The organism is Massilia sp. Root418 (assembly GCF_001425265.1).
Lineage (GTDB): Bacteria > Pseudomonadota > Gammaproteobacteria > Burkholderiales > Burkholderiaceae_D > Rugamonas.
In genome coordinates this window covers 51,514-67,481 of record NZ_LMEC01000023.1, presented here as the reverse complement: position 1 = coordinate 67,481, position 15,968 = coordinate 51,514, and the positions used below count along the sequence as shown (strand labels likewise).

Here is a 15,968-nt window from a genome sequence, read left to right as displayed (position 1 = left end):
CCTGTTGCTTCTTGCAGGAAAGACCGATCAGGCTTGATGTCTTAAAACTAGCAGTCGTTTCTTGTGAAAGTAGACAGCATGAGCAATAAAAACCTGGCCAATGAACTGGGCGACAAACTGAAAGCAGCACAGGTCGAAAAAGGGCCAACCGATCCAGTGCAGGATCTGGAACTGACCGACCCCGAACTCGACGACGCGGCAGGCGGCATCTCCTGCGCCGTTCTGTGCGCCAGCTACTATATCGACGAAACCTGAGCAGCGCCGGCGCCAGCCGCTCAGCCAGCCGTGGCGGCCGGCGTCTGTCAATAAGACAAAAAACCCCGCAGCTGCGGGGTTTTCTTCGGGCGGAGGCAGGCCGGGCCTACGTCACGGGCTTACTTCACCAGCAGCTCGTTGATCGGCGCCAGGTCCGCTTCCTTCAGCGTGCCGGCGGCCGATTTCAGGCGCAGGCCGTTCATGATGGTGTCGTAGCGGGCACGCGACAGGTCGCGCTGGGTGGAGTACAGCTGGCGCTGCGCGTTCAGCACGTCGATGTTGATGCGCACGCCGACCTGGTAGCCCAGCTTGTTCGAATCGAGCGCGGACTTGCTCGACACTTCCGCCGCTTCCAGCGCGCGCACCTGCGCCAGGCCGCTGTTCATGCCCAGGAAAGCCGTGCGCGCGTTCTGCGCGGCGGCGCGGCGCGTCGCTTCCAGGTCGTTGCGCGCCTTGTCTTCCAGCGCGATCGATTCGCGCACCTTGCTGGTCACGGCAAAGCCGCTAAACAGCGGCACGTTCCACTGCACACCCACGGCGTTGGTCTTGGTGATGCCGGACGCGGTGACGCTGTCGCGGCCCTTGTTGGCCACCAGGTCCAGGGTCGGCAGGTGGCCGGCGCGGTTGCGCGAAATCTCGCGCTTGGCGATCTCCAGGTTCAGCTGGGCGCCCACCACCGAATAGTTCTGCTGCTCGGCCGAGGCGATCCACGGCTCGATGGCGGCCGGCTGCGGCGCGGCGATGGTCACGCCCGGGCGCAGCGTGGACAGCGAGGCCGGCGCGGTGCCGATGATCTGCTGCAGCGCGTTGCGCTTCACTTCCAGGTCGTTGATGGCGGCAAACTCCTGCGCCACCACCAGGTCGTACGCCGCTTGCGCTTCGTGGGTGTCGGTGATGGTCTGGGTGCCGACCTCGAAGTTGCGCTTGGCCGAGGCCAGCTGCTCGGTGGTGGCTGATTTCTGCGCCTGGATCGAGGACAGGTTGTCCTGCGCGGTCAGCACGTCGAAATAGGCTTGCGCCACGCGGGTGATCAGGTCCTGCTGGGCCTGGGCGAACACGGCTTCCGTGGAGGCCTGGCTCAGCTTGCTCTGCTGGTAGCTTTCCCAGCGGTCCCAGCGGAACAGCGGCTGCGACAGGCTCAGCGACCACTGGTTGCGCGAATTGTCGCGCGAACCGCTGCCGGCGCCCAGGGGATTGTCGGATTTCGATTCGAAGTCGCCGGTGATCTTGGTGCTGGAACCGCCCAGGCCGATAACCGGCAGCAATCCGGAGCGCCCTTGCGTCGTCCTTTCCTGACCCGCAGCAAGTGCAGCGCGTGCGCTGGCATAGGTGGCGTCGTTGGCGAGCGCCTGCTGGTACACTTGGATGAGGTCGGCCGCCTGTGCATTCATGGTCAACAGTGCGCTGCTGATCAGCAAGGCGATTAAGGGTTTCTGCATTGCGTTCTCCGTGGAATCAATAACAATTAGTATTTTGGCATGCTGCTGTCGACCTGAACAGCCCATGCATGGATGCCGCCCGTCAAATTCGTGATCTTGCCGAAACCGTTGCGCTCCAGGAAAGCCGCCACCTGCATGCTGCGCGCACCGTGGTGGCAGATGCAGACGATGGCCGCCTCTTCATCGAGGTCGTCGATGCGGGCCGGGATGGAGTTCATCGGCATCAGCGTGGAACCGTCGATGTGGCAGGTGTCGTATTCCCAGTTCTCGCGCACGTCCAGCAGAAACGGGCTGGGGCGCGCGTCGTCGGCCAGCCAGTCGGCCAGTTCCAGCGCAGTGATGTGTTCCATGCGACGCTCCCGTTCCGCTTAGAACGTGAACTGCGACGGCTTGGCGGCCTGTTGCAGCGGCTTGACGTCGGTTTCAAACAGTTTCTTCTGCTCGTAGCCGTCCGAGGTGCGGGTGACCAGCACGCCCGACATGACCGGCGCTTCGCCAATCAGCGCGAAGATGCGGCCGCCCACCTTGACCTGCTGCAGGAACGCCTCCGGCAGCTTGGGCAGCGCGCCCGACAGCACGATGACGTCGAACGGGGCGCCGTTGGGCCAGCCTTGCGCGCCGTCGCCCAGTTCCACGGTCACGTTGCTGACGCCGGTGGCGGCCAGGTTCTGTTCGGCACGCGCCTTCTGTTCCGGCGAAATCTCGACGGTGGTGACGTGGCGGCCGCGGTGCGCCAGCAAGGCAGCCATGTAGCCGCTGCCGGTGCCGATTTCCAGCACATTTTCATGTTTTTTCAGCTGCACGTCCTGCAGGATGCGCGCTTCCAGCTTGGGGGTCAGCATGGTGTAGCCGTTGCCCAGCGGGATTTCGGTATCGGCGAAGGCCAGGTTCTTGTGCTCGGCAGGGACGAAGTTCTCGCGCTTGACCACGTTCAGCACCTCCAGCACGTCCACATCCAGGACGTCCCATGGACGGATTTGCTGTTCGATCATGTTGAAGCGGGCTTGTTCGATATTCATCTTTAAACTCGGTGAAGGATTAAATAATCCGTCATTTTATCGTTGAACTGGTCAGGACGGCATATTAACGATATCGGCGACGGACAGAGGGAAATTGCGACAGTCTGCAGATTCAAGGGGCTGAACGCGCAAAAACCGTCCGGCCTGCTCATTTTTTAAGCGGTCCTGCTTCCGCGTCCGGCGCCAGGCCGCGCAGGGCCAGGTCGAGAAAGGCGGCCATGTACTGGTCCGGGTCGATGGCGCTGCCGCCGCCGCAGGGCAGGAAGGCGTTATTCCACATCATCAGCATCAGCACCGGGGCGCTCAGCACGGGCATCATCACCTGCGGGTCGTGCGGGCGGAACTCGCCGCGCGCCAGGCCGCGCTCCAGCACGCGCACCAGCAGCGCGTTGCCGCGCGCGATCACCTCGTCTTCATAGAAGCGCACCAGTTCCGGGAAATTGCCCGACTCGGTCATCATCAGCTTGGTGATGCCGGCCAGCTTGGTGGCGCCGATCTGGGCCCACCAGCGCATCAGCATTTCCTTGAGGAGGGCGGCGCTGGGCGCGTCGGAGGCGGCCAGGTCCAGCTCGGCCTGGCCGATCGCCTGGCCGATGGTGGCGCGCACCACAGCCTTGAACAATTCTTCCTTGTTCTCGAAATACAGGTACAGCGTGCCCTTGGAGACGCCGGCGCGGCGCGCCACGTCTTCCAGCCGGGTGGCGGCGAAGCCGCGCTCGACGAACAGCTCCAGCGCCGCCTCCAGCAATTCCTGCGGCCGCGCGTCCTTGCGCCGTTCCCAGCGCGGTTTGGTATCAGTTGGAGCTTGCATGAGGATAGGGATGTCTTGCCATCTTACTTACTTTTGAGTCATTTATATTAGACTCCGGGCAAGGGAGCGTCAAGTTGGCATGTGTCTAGCCGGCACGGCAACTGGAAACGGGCTGTTCGTTTTCGCCACCTGCCCCTGTCCGCTGGCCCCTTTGCGCTGCGCAGCCGGCTTGCGCGGGATCGGCCCTGGTCCCGGCGGCTCCGTTAGCGGCGTTTCATTTCGGTTACCCGCGTTTCCCCGGTGGCACGAGGCGCTTCGGCTGGCGTGGGCGCGATGTGCTCCAGGGCGCCGCCTGGCGCGCTGCCGCCCAGTTCCCGGCGTCCTTGCGCGATGACCGTGCGCGCCGCCGTCAGGCCTAGCACCGCCATGACGGCCGCAACGGCCAGGTCGGGCCAGTGGGTGCCGGTGCCGAACACCCCCAGCGCGGCCAGCATGACGGCGACATTCCCGATCGCATCGTTGCGCGAACACAGCCATACCGAGCGCATATTGGCGTCGCCGTCGCGGAAGGCGTACAGCAGCAGCGCGACAGTGCCGTTGGCCAGCAGCGCGATGAAGCCGATCAGGCCCATGGTTGCGGCCTCAGGCGCCGTGCCCGCCGCAACGCTCCACCCGGCTTTGCCCAGCACGAACACGCCGTAAATGCCCATCATTACCCCTTTGCCCAGCGCGGCACGGGAGCGCCACGCCGCCGCCATGCCGAGCACAAACAAGGAGAGCGCGTAGTTCGCAGCATCGCCGAAGAAGTCGACGGCGTCCGCCAACAGCGAGACCGAGTCCGCCCGCAGCCCTCCAGACAGTTCGACAACGAACATGGCGGCGTTGATGAACAGGGCCAGCCATAGGATGCGCCGGTAGCGGGGATCGACCGGCGGTTTGCTGGACGCGCAGGCGTCCCCACAACAGTTGGACATCTTCGTCTCCCGACAAGCTCAAAGGTTCACCGAACCATGCGGCGGGTCTCTTCCAAGGCGCGCGCGATCACACCTGAAATTACCTGCGGCCGGACTGTACATCGCCCCGTCTCCGCCAAGCGGCAGGAGCGCAGCATGCCGCTCACAAACATGATCCCGATTGTACCCGCGCCGGCCGCGTGCCCCCTCGCGGCTGCCAACTATTCGCTGCTCGGCCGGGCCGGTGCACGCGGCAGGCGTTCCTGCAGGCCAGGCACGGGGCGGCAAAGCCAGCCAGCGAAGCGCAGCCTGGAACAGTGCTATGATGGTGGACCGCCAAGATTGCCTCGCACATCTGCGGCCTCTCGCACCTTGTGCCGAGCATGGAGGTTGTCGTGATGCATGTTTTCCTGGCCAACAATCGGGAGGAACTGGCCCGCCGTTGCAGAATCAAAGTCGGCTGCCGTCCCGGCAGGTCCGCCACTGAGCGTCAGTTGCAGGACGGCATTCCACTGTTCCTGGAACAGTTGATCCATACCCTTGAGATCGAGCAATCGAACCGTCCCCAGGACAGCCGACGCATTTCCGGCCCGGCCGGCGGCGGCGCGGCGCTGTCGGACATCGGCGCGGCGTCGGCCCTGCACGGCAAGGCGCTGCTGGGCCTGGGCCTGTCGGTCGATCAGGTCGTCCACGACTACGGCGACCTGTGCCAGGCCATCACCGATCTCGCGATGGAGCGCGACGCGCCGTTCCGGGTTGACGAATTCCGCACCCTGAACCGCTGCCTGGACAACGCCATCTCCGACGCCGTGACCGAATTCAGTTACCAGCGCGACATCTTGCTGGCTGACGCCTCCGCCGACGAGTCGAACAAGCGGATGGGATTTTTCGCATACGAACTGCGCGACCATCTGGGGACGGCGGCCCTGGCCTTCACCGCGGCCAAGGCCGGAAGCCTCAGCCTGAGCGGCGCCACGGGGGCGATCCTCGAACGCAGCCTGCTCAACCTGGAGCGGCTGATTTCCAGTTCGCTGGACGATGTGAGGGTGGCGCGCGCCGCCACGCAAATCCTCCGCGCTTTTTCACTCTCGCATTTTATTGACGAGATAGCGGCCGCTGCGGCGCTGTCGGCCGGCATGCATGGCTGCACGCTGTGCGCGCCACGCGTCGACAACGAACTCGCGCTGACAGGCAATCGCGCTCTGCTCATCGCAGCGGTGGCCAATCTGCTGCAGAACGCGTTCAGGTTCACCCAACCCGGAAGCGAGGTCAGGCTGACCGCCTACGCGGCAGGGAACCTCATCCTGATCGACGTGGCGGACCACTGCGGCGGACTCGCCAAGGGCGTGGCCGAGACCATGTTCCAGCCTTTCTGCCGGCACGCTTCCGACCGGACCGGGCTGGGGCTGGGGCTGGGGCTGACGATCGCACGCCAGAGCGTGCTGGCCAACGGTGGTGACCTGGGTGTGCGGGACGTTCCAGGCACCGGCTGCATATTCACGATCAGCCTTCCCAGAAATAAAATGCCGACATGATAGCGGTGTGCCATTGCTGTAGCGCCTCCCTTGCAGGACTACGCCTACGCCGTTGCGGCCACTCCGGACTAGGCGGTGGCACCTTATGGGCGCATGCTACATGGGCAGCCAGTCAAGGACGGCCTCGTCCTGTGCATGTGCCGCGAGGAGAACAAGGATGAGCCCCGAAAAAGTTGGCGACACCGAAGCAGTTATTCCCATTGCACCGCAGCAACCCGGCGGGCCTCTGCTGGACAAGACGTACCAGCCGGCCAGGACCAAATGGCACAAGTGGCACGGCAACCATCAGACTGTGCGCAATGTCATCAATAACGACATCACGCGCTTGCCCAACCAGCGTCCGGGCTAAAGCGCAGCCGGGGCCCACATGGACAACATCAGCCAACTACGGGCCTTGCAGCCGGCACGCATACTGGGTGCCAGCCGAACAGCCCACGGCAACCGGCACGCTGCGCGGGTTCCGGAACGGCCCGCGGACGCGCTGCCATGAGCCGCCCCTGGAAGATCGGCCTGGCCGACATCCGTTGCGACCACGAACAGGCGCAGCGGATTGACGAGTCCTTGCTGCTGCAACGCGTCCGGGGAACCGGCGTCGCCGCCTGCTACCTGCAATACCACCAGGTCGCAGCAGAAACGGCGCTGCGGGTGCTGCTGACGCTGCCGCGTCGCCGCAGCGCCGCCACTACTGCCGTGCCGCCGGGCGGAGCCGCATTCATGGCTTGAGCCTGTCCGGCGGCACACCCCACTAGCGGACCGCGCAGCCGTCCCCCACTTTCCGTCAGCTTCGGCGCAGCCGCGCTCGGCGCAGCCGGCCGCCGAACACAGCAGACGGGGCTGGAACGGCGCGCCAGGCGCGCCGCAACGCGGCGCAAGATGCGCAGGCACGGTGCTACTATTGAACGCCGCCTGGATTGCGCAGCGCCCTGCGGCCAGGCGGATGTGGTGCTTGCGTACGGAGATCGTCATGATGCATGTTTTTCTAGCCAACAACCGGGAGGAACTGGCCCGCCGATGCAGAATGAAAGTCGAAAGCCGCGCAGGCAAGTCGGACTCCAACCGCCAGCTGAGACACGGCATCCCCCTGTTTCTCGACCAGCTGATCCGCACCCTTGAGATCGAACAGACGAAAAATCCCCAGGCCAGCCGCCGCGTGTCGGGCCCGGCCGGCGGGAGCGCGGCGATGTCGGACATCGGCGCGGCGTCGGCCCAGCATGGAAAAGCGCTGCTGAGCCTGGGGTTGACGGTCGACCAGGTGGTCCACGCCTGCGGCGATCTCTGCCAGGCCATCACCGACCTCGCCGTGGAGCGCGACGCGCCATTCGAGGTTGACGAGTTCCGCACCCTGAACCGTTGCCTGGACAACGCCATTTCCGACGCCGTGACGGAATTCAGCTATCAGCGCGATATATTGCTGGCCGACGCCTGTGCCAATGAATCGAATAAACGGATGGGGTTTTTCGCGCAAGAATTGCGCAACCATCTCGGCACGGCGTCGCTGGCCTTCTCGGCTGCCAAGGCCGGCAGCCTCAGCCTCAATGGCGCCACCGGGGCCATCCTCGAACGCAGCCTGCATAATCTGGACAAGCTGATCGCCAACTCGCTGGAGGACGTCAGGGTGGCCGATGCCGCCAGCCAGATTCTCAGCGCTTTCTCCCTCGCGCACTATATTGACGAGATAACAGCGCCTGCGGCGCTGTCTGCCATGGCCTACGGCTGTACCCTGTGCGTGGCAGCCGTCGACCAAGAGCTGGCGCTGAGCGGCAACCGCGACCTGCTCATCACGGCGGCGGCCAACCTGCTGCAGAACGCATTCAAATTCAGCCAGCCCGGGACCGAGGTCAGGCTCACCGCCTACGCCGCAGGAAACCGCATACTGATCGACGTGGCAGACCACTGCGGCGGGCTCGGCCCAGGTGTGGGAGAGAGCATGTTCCAGCCCTTCTCGCAGCCCGGCGCCGACAGGACCGGGCTGGGGCTGGGACTGACAATCGCACGGCAGAGTGTCCTGGCCAACGGCGGCGAACTGCTGTTGCGCGACGTGCCCGGAACAGGCTGCATTTTTACCATCAGCCTGCCCCGGCACAAAGTGTCCACCTGACGCCTGCGCAGCCGAGCCTGCCCGGCTCCTGCCGGACGGCGCCGCATCATGGCTTGAAGGCGGCATCTTGCTAGAATGGCCGTCATTGCCACGACCAGCCCAGCCGCATGCGCACACCAGCCCCGCCAGACCAAGCCTCACCTGCCCCCGTCCGCTTCGGCGATGCCTTCCGTTTCTGGCTCAAGCTGGGCTGCATCAGCTTCGGCGGCCCGGCCGGGCAGATCGCCATCATGCACCAGGAGCTGGTGGAGCGCCGCCGCTGGATTTCGGAGCGGCGCTTCCTGCACGCGCTCAATTACTGCATGCTGCTGCCCGGCCCGGAGGCCCAGCAGCTGGCTACCTATATCGGCTGGCTGATGCACCGCACGCGTGGCGGCCTGGTGGCTGGCGGGCTGTTCGTGCTGCCATCGCTGCTGCTGCTCACCGGCCTGTCCTGGGTCTATATTGCCTTTGGCGATTTGCCGCTGGTGGCCGGCCTGTTCTACGGCATCAAGCCCGCCGTGACAGCCATCGTGCTGCAGGCGGCGCACCGCATCGGCGGACGCACGCTGAAGAACGGCTGGCTGTGGGCCATCGCCGCGGCGTCCTTCGTCGCCATCTTCGCCGGCGGCGTGCCCTTCCCCGCCATCGTGCTGGCCGCCGGGCTGGCCGGCTATGCGGGCGGGCGCTTCATGCCGGACAAATTCCAGCTTGGCGGCGGCCACGGCGCGGCGGCGCGGTCCTTTGGCGCCGCGCTGATCGACGACGACACGCCCACGCCCGCGCACGCGCGCTTCAGCTGGCGCAAGCTGGCCGGCATCGCCGCCGCCGGCGCCGCGCTGTGGGCCGTGCCCATGGCGGCGCTGGCGGCCCTCTTCGGCTGGCAGCACACGCTGACGCAAATGGGCTGGTTCTTCACCAAGGCCGCCCTGCTCACCTTCGGCGGCGCTTACGCGGTGCTGCCCTACGTCTACCAGGGCGCGGTGGACCATTACGGCTGGCTCAGCGCCGCGCAGATGATGGACGGCCTGGCGCTGGGCGAAACCACGCCCGGCCCGCTGATCATGGTGGTGGCCTTCGTGGCCTTCGTGGGCGGCTACGCCAAGGCCGCGCTGGGGCCGGACGCGCTGTTCCTGGCCGGCGCCACGGCAGCCGCGCTGGTGACCTGGTTCACCTTCCTGCCCTCCTTCCTGTTCATCCTGGCCGGCGGCCCGCTGGTCGAGTCCACGCACGGCGACCTGAAGTTCACCGCGCCGCTCACCGCCATCACGGCCGCCGTGGTGGGCGTGATCGTCAACCTGGCGCTGTTTTTCGCCTACCACGTGCTGTGGCCGCAGGGCTTTGCCCTCCGCTTCGACTGGCTGTCCGCGCTGATTGCGCTGGGCGCGGCCGTGGCGCTGCTGCGCTACAAGGCCAATGTGATGCACGTCATCGCCGCCTGCGCGCTGGCCGGGCTGGCGCTGCGGCTGGCCGGCGCCGCGTAGGCCGCCATGCCGCCATGGCGCCATGCGCCGCCCCGGCCCTAGCGGCGGATAGCCAGGGTCCGGTGCCGGACGCCCTGGCCAAATTTATATTTTTCTGAATCCGATTCCTTCCCCGTCCCGTATATGCGTGTGCAGCACCTCCACACCACACTACAAAAGGGGAATTAGCATGGCACATTTCAGACCGTACCCGTTGCGGACCTGGTTGATCGGCAACCTGATCGCCCTGGCACTGGCACCGCAAGCGTTCGCATCGAGCCACCGGGAAGCACCTTTCATCACTAAACAGCCCAAAGTCGACGCCACCGACTTTTATATGTTCCGCAGCTATGAGCCCGGGCGCGAGAAATTCGTCACCCTGATTGCCAACTACGTACCGCTGCAGGACGCGTACGGCGGTCCGAACTACTTCGCCATGGACCCGGACGCGTTGTACGAGATCCACATCGACAACAACGGCGACGCCAAGGAAGACCTCACCTTCCAGTTCCGCTTTTCCAGCACCAACAAGGACACCCAGCTCACCGTGGGTGGCAAGAAGGTATCGATCCCGCTGGTGATCAACGGCGGCGCGGTCAACGACCTCAACCCCGCCGGCCTGAATGTGCGTGAGACCTACAGCGTGGCCGTGGTCCGCGGCGACCGGCGCGGCGGCACGCGCACGGCAGTCACCAACGCGGCCGGCGGCGGCGGCACCTTCGACAAGCCGGTGGACAACATCGGCAACAAGACCATCCCGGATTACGCAGCCTACGCCGCCAAGCACGTGTACGCGGTGAACATTCCCGGTTGCGCCACCCCGGCGCGCATGTTTGTCGGCCAGCGCAAGGATCCCTTCGTGGTCAACCTGGGCGAAACCTTCGACCTGATCAACATCAAGGCCCCGGCAGTGGAGTTCCTGGCCACCGCCGAGAAAAACGCGCGCGACGACCTGGCGCTCAAGAACGTCACCGCGATCGAGCTGGAAGTGGCGGCCGACTGCCTGACCGCGGCAGCCGCCGGCGGCGATCCCGTGATCGGCGGCTGGACCACGGCCAGCCTGCGCCAGGGCCGCATCCTCAACGCCACGCCAGGCAGCGCCGTGGGCGCCTCGAAAGAAGGCGGCGCCTGGACCCAGGTGTCGCGCCTGGGCGCGCCGCTGGTCAATGAGGTGGTGATCGGCCTGAAGGACAAGGACCGCTTCAACCACAGCAAACCGTCGGCCGACGGCCAGTTCGCCGACTACGTGACCAACCCCACCCTGCCCGCGCTGGTGGAGATCCTGTACGGCAGCGCCGGCGCCAAGGCGCCCACCAACTTCCCGCGCAACGACCTGGTGGCAGCCTTCCTCACCGGCGTGAAAGGCCTGAACCAGCCCGCCACGGTGACCGCATCCGAGATGCTGCGCCTGAACACCTCGATCGCTCCCACCGCCCCCGGCGCGCAAAAACGCCTGGGCGTGATCGACGGCGACAACGCGGGCTTCCCCAATGGCCGCCGCCCGGGCGACGACGTGGTCGATATCGCGCTGCGCGTCATGATGGGCAAGCTGTGCACCCTGAACCTGGGCTGCACGCCGGCCGACGCTCCTGCCGGCGCGCTGCGCTTCACCGACGGCGCCTACCTGGACGAGACCTTCGTCACGGCCGGCTTCCCCTACCTGAAGACGCCGCTGGCCGGCTCGCCGCAGAAATAAGGAGGGCGCCATGAAAACGCCCATCCGCATCACAACACGCGCGCCGCTGGCAGCGTTTGCCCTGGCCCTGCTGCTGTCCGCCTGCGGCGGCTCCGGCGGCTCCGGCGGCGGCGCAACGCCGCCGGTGGTCGTGCCACCGCCGGTGACCATGGCCGACGCCTTCTATTCCTCGGTGCTGAGCCTCATCGGCGCCAGCCCGGAGGACAAGGAACCGGTAGCGATCGACGGTGTAGCCCTTACTGCGCCGGAAAACACCGAACCGGCGGAGTAGCCGGCAACGCCCTGCGCCGCGCCCAACCCCGCGCGGCGCAGGGTTTTCCTTTGGATGGCACTACCATGAACAGCGTCTGCAATCCCGTATCCGTTCCCCCATCCGCCAACGCGGCGGTCATGGCCCCCTTGCTGATCGCGGCCGCCTTCGCCGCCATCGTCGCGCTGCAGGCCCCGGCCGCGCAGGCAGCGCCCTATCTGCCCCGCAGCGGCGCCGAGGTGCTGGAAACCCTGCCGCGCCGCGCCGACCCGCAGCAGCAGGAACTGCGCCGCATGCGGCTGCAGCTGGCGGCCGCGCCGAAGGACGTGCAACTGGCCGCCACGCTGGCCCAGCGCTACATTGCCGCCGGCCGCAGCGAAGCCGACCCGCGCTACTTCGGCTATGCGCAGGCCGCGCTGGCGCCCTGGTGGAGCCAGGCGGCGCCCCCCGTCCCCGTGCGCCTGCTGCGCGCCACCCTGCTGCAGGGCACGCACCATTTCGCTGAAGCCATGGCGGACCTGGACGCCGTAACGGCGGCCGATCCGGCCAATGCGCAAGCCTGGCTTACGCGCGCCACCGTGCAGACGGTGCTGGGACAGTACCGCGCCGCCACGGCCAGTTGCGCGCGCCTGTCCGCGCTGGCGGGCGAACTGGCCAGCATCACCTGCCTGACCAACGTCGCCGGCCTCACAGGGCAGCTGCGCAGGAGCGAGCTGCTGTTGGCCACCACCCTGCAGCGCAGCGGCGGCGCCGACCCCGCCATGCAATCCTGGACACTGACGCAGCTGGCTGAAATGGCCACCCGGCGCGGCGACGCCCGCGCCGCCGAAGCGCGCTATCTGGCCGCGCTCAAGCTGGCCCCGCGCGACAGCTACCTGCTGGGCGCCTACGCCGACTTCCTGCTGGACCGGCAGCGGCCCGGCGAAGCGGCCGGCCTGCTGAAAGAACAGCGCCGCATCGACGGCCTGCTGCTGCGCCACGCGCTGGCCCTGAAGCAAAGCCAGGACTTGCAGCCCTCCGCAGCGGGGCAAGCGGCGCTGGCCGAAGACGTGCGTGAACTGCAGGCGCGCTTCGACGCGGCCGCACTGCGTGGCGACAGCGTGCACCAGCGCGAGCAGGCCCGCTACGAACTGCATTTGCGCGGCAACGCCAAGGCTGCACTGGCGCTGGCGCTGCAAAACTGGGCGGTGCAAAAGGAGCCGGCCGACCTGCGCATCCTGCTCGAAGCGGCCCGGCAGGCGAACGACCGCGCCGCCGCAGCGCCCGCATTGGCCTGGCTGGCGCAAAGCGGCCTGGAAGACGGCAGCATCCAGCCGCTCGCCGCGCAGCTGGCCACGCAGTCTCCCCTGCCGCGGGCCGCCATCACCGTTGCCGCGCGGAGCCTGCCATGATGGGCAGCCTGCTCGCATCGACCATCCAAGCCCTGCCGGCAGCCGTGCTGGCGACTGTGCTGGCGACTGGCACCGCGCACGCCCACAAGCCCAGCGACAGCTACCTCACCCTGCGCGCCGCCGGCCAGCAGATCGACGGCCAATGGGACATCGCCCTGCGCGACCTGGACTACGCGCTGGGCCTGGACAGCGACGGCGACGGCCAGCTCACCTGGGACGAAGTGCGCGAGCGGCACCCGCAAATAGCCGCCTACGCATTGTCCCGCCTCAGCCTGGCCACCGGCGGCGCCGCTTCCGCCCCCTGCACCATCGCCGCCGGCGCGCAACTGATCGACAACCACACCGACGGCGCATACTCCGTGCTGCGCTTCCGCGCCCACTGCCCTGCCGTCCCCGAAGCCCTGCGCATCGGCTACCGCCTGTTCGCCGACACCGACCCGCAGCACAAAGGCCTGCTGCGCCTGGAGCACGCGGCCGGCGGCTCGCCGCACAGCAGCAGCGCCATCTTCGGCAGCGACCAGCCGGAGCAAGTGCTGCAGCTGGCGCAGTCGTCCCGCCTGGCGCAGTTCAGCGCCTACCTGAAGCACGGCGTGTGGCACATCTGGATCGGCTACGACCATATCCTGTTCCTGCTCTCGCTGCTGCTGCCGTCCGTACTGGTCTGGCGCGACCGCGCCTGGCGCGAAGCGCCCGACTTCCGCGTGGCCGCCATCGACGTGCTGAAGACCGTCAGCGCCTTCACGCTGGCGCACTCCATCACCCTCAGCCTGGCGGCACTCGGCGTGGTGGCGCTGCCGTCTCAGCTGGTCGAATCCGTGATCGCCGCCTCGGTGGTCGCCGCTGCGCTGAACAACCTGAGGCCCTTCGTGCACACGCGGCGCTGGGTGGGTGCTTTCGCCTTCGGCCTGATCCACGGCTTCGGTTTCGCCGGCGTGCTGGGCGACCTGGGACTGCCGGAGGGATCGCTGCTACTGGCCCTGCTGGGCTTCAACGCCGGCGTTGAACTCGGGCAGCTGGCCATCGTGGCGGCATTCCTGCCGCTGGCCTTCCTGCTGCGCGCCACCTGGTTCTACCGCCGCGTGGTGGTGATGGGCGGCTCGACGATGATCATCGTGGCGGCCAGCATGTGGTTCGGCGAGCGGGCCTTCGCGGCCGAACCGCCGCTGGTGGTGGCCGTGGTGGGCCACTACGACAACGCCGTCGGCACCTCCGACGCATCCAGCCAGGGCCGCATCACGTCCAGCCTGATCGCCAGCCGGCCCGCGCTGCGCACCGGCGAACTGCTGGAGTTCGTGCCCGGCATGATCGTCACCCAGCACAGCGGCGACGGCAAAGCCAACCAGTACTTCCTGCGCGGCTTCAATCTGGACCATGGCACCGACTTCGCCACCTATATCGACGGCATGCCGGTCAACATGCGCAGCCACGCACATGGCCAGGGCTACGCGGACATGAACTTCCTGATCCCGGAGCTGGTGCAGCGCATCGACTACCGCAAAGGCCCCTACTTCGCCGAAGACGGCGACTTCTCCTCCGCCGGCGCGGCCCGCATCCGCCTGGCGGACGAGCTGCCGCCCGTGGCCAGCGCCACCATGGGCGGCAACGGCTTCATGCGGGCCGTGGTGGCAGGCAGCGCCGGCATGACTGCCGCCGGCGGCAGGCTGCTGTATGCGCTGGAAGCGAACCACAACGACGGCCCCTGGGACACACCCGAACGCGTGCGCAAATACAGCGCAGTGCTGCGCTACAGCGACGGCGCGGCGGACAAGGGCTACAGCGTCACCGCCATGGCCTACCGCAACCGCTGGAACGCCACCGACCAGGTGCCGCTGCGGGCGGTGGCATCCGGACAGCTTGGCCGCTATGGCACGCTCGACGCCAGCGACGGCGGCGACAGCACGCGCTACAGCCTGTCCTACCAGCTGCACCGGCGCAGCACCAACACCCGCTCCGAACTGAGCGCCTACGCAATCCATTCAAGGCTGGACCTGTACAGCAACTTCACCTATCTGCTGGCCGATCCCGAACAGGGCGACCAGTTCAAGCAGAGCGAACGCCGCAACCTGGCAGGCTTCGACGCCAGCCATACCTGGCTGCATGCGGTAAACGGCATCGAGATGCGCAGCAGGATCGGTGCACAGGGCCGCTACGACAGGCTGTCACCGGTGGGCCTGTACACCACACGCGCGCGCCAGCGCACCGGCACCATCCGCGAAGACCGCGTCGCCGAAAGCAGCGCCGCGCTGTACGCCGAGCACGTGGCCCAGTGGCTGCCGCGGTTCCGCTCCGTGGCCGGGATGCGCTACGACGCATACCGCTTCTCGGTCGCCGGCGCCACGGCCGACGCCGGCAGCGGCGGCAAAGCCTCCGCCGGCATCGTGTCGCCCAAGCTGTCGCTGATCTTCGGCCCCTGGGCGCGCACCGAATACTTCCTCAACTTCGGCAAGGGCTTCCACAGCAACGATGCGCGCGGCGTAACGCAAACCCGCCTGGCCGACGGCACGCCGTCGCAGCCGGCCACGCCGCTGGCCGCCACGCGCGGTTATGAAGCCGGCGTGCGCAGCGAACTGCTGCCCGGCCTGCAAAGCTCACTGGCCCTGTGGCGGCTGGATCTGGATTCGGAACTGGTGTTTGTCGGCGACGCGGGCGAAACGGAAGCCAGCCGCGCCAGCCGCCGCAGCGGCATCGAATGGAACAACCACTATGTCGCGCGGCCATGGCTGCTGTTCGACCTGGACCTGGCCGTCTCCCGCGCGCGCTACCGCGACGACGATCCGGCGGGCAAACACATTCCCGGCGCGCTGGAAAAAGCGGCTTCCTTCGGCGTGACGGTGACGGACTTGCAGCGCTGGTCCGGCGCGCTGCAGCTGCGCTACTTCGGCGCGCGGCCGCTGGTGGAGGACAACAGCGTGCGCTCGGCCGCCACCACCCTGGCCTACGCGCGGCTGGGCTACAGGATCAGCGGTAAAACCAGCCTCGCGCTGGACGTCTTCAATCTGTTCGACAAGCGTGCCAGCGACATCGACTACTTCTACGCCTCGCGCCTGCCGGGCGAAGCGGCCGAAGGGGTGGCGGACCGCCATTTTCACCCCGTCGAGCCGCGCGCCGTCAGGCTCACGCTGACGCACAAGTTCTGACC

Annotated in this window: 15 protein-coding genes; 10 read left to right on the top strand and 5 right to left on the bottom strand. The window is 67.1% G+C overall.

Annotated elements, in window-relative coordinates; translation table 11 throughout:
• The first annotated feature begins 78 nt into the window (after positions 1-78).
• Complete coding sequence (locus ASC94_RS32740) at positions 79-255, top strand: hypothetical protein (protein ID WP_157201561.1); 177 nt, start codon at positions 79-81, stop codon at positions 253-255.
• 119 nt (positions 256-374) lie between these two features.
• On the opposite strand, the gene ASC94_RS23800 is transcribed toward ASC94_RS32740, so the two are convergent.
• The 5 genes from ASC94_RS23800 to ASC94_RS23780 all read right to left on the bottom strand — a co-directional run bounded on the left by ASC94_RS23800 (position 375) and on the right by ASC94_RS23780 (position 4,438).
• Positions 375-1,694: a TolC family outer membrane protein gene (locus ASC94_RS23800; RefSeq protein WP_056401740.1), complete on the bottom strand. Its 1,320-nt coding sequence runs from the start codon at positions 1,692-1,694 to the stop codon at positions 375-377.
• Positions 1,695-1,720: 26 nt separating this feature from the next.
• Positions 1,721-2,044: a rhodanese-like domain-containing protein gene (locus ASC94_RS23795; RefSeq protein WP_056401738.1), complete on the bottom strand. Its 324-nt coding sequence runs from the start codon at positions 2,042-2,044 to the stop codon at positions 1,721-1,723.
• 18 nt (positions 2,045-2,062) lie between these two features.
• On the bottom strand, positions 2,063-2,713 hold the full coding sequence (locus tag ASC94_RS23790; protein ID WP_056401735.1) for a protein-L-isoaspartate O-methyltransferase: 651 nt from the start codon (positions 2,711-2,713) through the stop codon (positions 2,063-2,065).
• A 148-nt stretch (positions 2,714-2,861) separates the two neighbouring features.
• Entirely contained in the window at positions 2,862-3,524 is a 663-nt protein-coding gene (locus tag ASC94_RS23785; protein ID WP_056401732.1) for a TetR/AcrR family transcriptional regulator, read from the bottom strand.
• Positions 3,525-3,727: 203 nt separating this feature from the next.
• Positions 3,728-4,438, bottom strand: a complete 711-nt coding sequence (locus ASC94_RS23780) for a cation transporter (protein ID WP_056401729.1) — start codon at positions 4,436-4,438, stop codon at positions 3,728-3,730.
• 377 nt (positions 4,439-4,815) lie between these two features.
• Here ASC94_RS23780 and ASC94_RS23775 point away from each other — a divergent pair, with 377 nt between their 5' ends.
• The 9 genes from ASC94_RS23775 (at position 4,816) to ASC94_RS33870 (ending at position 15,966) form a co-directional block, all read left to right on the top strand.
• A complete protein-coding gene (locus ASC94_RS23775; protein WP_056401726.1) occupies positions 4,816-5,952 on the top strand; it encodes a sensor histidine kinase KdpD in 1,137 nt (378 codons plus the stop codon).
• Between the two features lie 157 nt (positions 5,953-6,109).
• Entirely contained in the window at positions 6,110-6,301 is a 192-nt protein-coding gene (locus ASC94_RS23770; RefSeq protein ID WP_056401722.1) for a hypothetical protein, read from the top strand.
• 137 nt (positions 6,302-6,438) lie between these two features.
• Complete coding sequence (locus tag ASC94_RS23765; protein ID WP_056401719.1) at positions 6,439-6,675, top strand: hypothetical protein; 237 nt, start codon at positions 6,439-6,441, stop codon at positions 6,673-6,675.
• Positions 6,676-6,916: 241 nt separating this feature from the next.
• Positions 6,917-8,050, top strand: a complete 1,134-nt coding sequence (locus ASC94_RS23760; protein WP_200955812.1) for a sensor histidine kinase KdpD — start codon at positions 6,917-6,919, stop codon at positions 8,048-8,050.
• 107 nt (positions 8,051-8,157) lie between these two features.
• Positions 8,158-9,513 (top strand): chromate efflux transporter, encoded by a 1,356-nt coding sequence (gene chrA, locus ASC94_RS23755; protein ID WP_056401717.1) that lies wholly within the window; start codon positions 8,158-8,160, stop codon positions 9,511-9,513.
• Positions 9,514-9,682: 169 nt separating this feature from the next.
• Positions 9,683-11,188 carry a DUF4331 domain-containing protein gene (locus ASC94_RS23750; RefSeq protein ID WP_056401714.1) on the top strand — a complete coding sequence of 502 codons (1,506 nt, stop codon included), beginning with the start codon at positions 9,683-9,685 and terminating at the stop codon, positions 11,186-11,188.
• Between the two features lie 10 nt (positions 11,189-11,198).
• Positions 11,199-11,459 carry a hypothetical protein gene (locus tag ASC94_RS23745; RefSeq protein WP_056401711.1) on the top strand — a complete coding sequence of 87 codons (261 nt, stop codon included), beginning with the start codon at positions 11,199-11,201 and terminating at the stop codon, positions 11,457-11,459.
• Between the two features lie 65 nt (positions 11,460-11,524).
• Entirely contained in the window at positions 11,525-12,829 is a 1,305-nt protein-coding gene (locus ASC94_RS23740; RefSeq protein ID WP_229417385.1) for a hypothetical protein, read from the top strand.
• Positions 12,826-15,966 (top strand): TonB-dependent receptor domain-containing protein, encoded by a 3,141-nt coding sequence (locus ASC94_RS33870; protein WP_082616799.1) that lies wholly within the window; start codon positions 12,826-12,828, stop codon positions 15,964-15,966. The genes ASC94_RS23740 and ASC94_RS33870 overlap by 4 nt, the downstream gene beginning before the upstream one ends.
• The last annotated feature ends 2 nt before the right edge of the window (positions 15,967-15,968 follow it).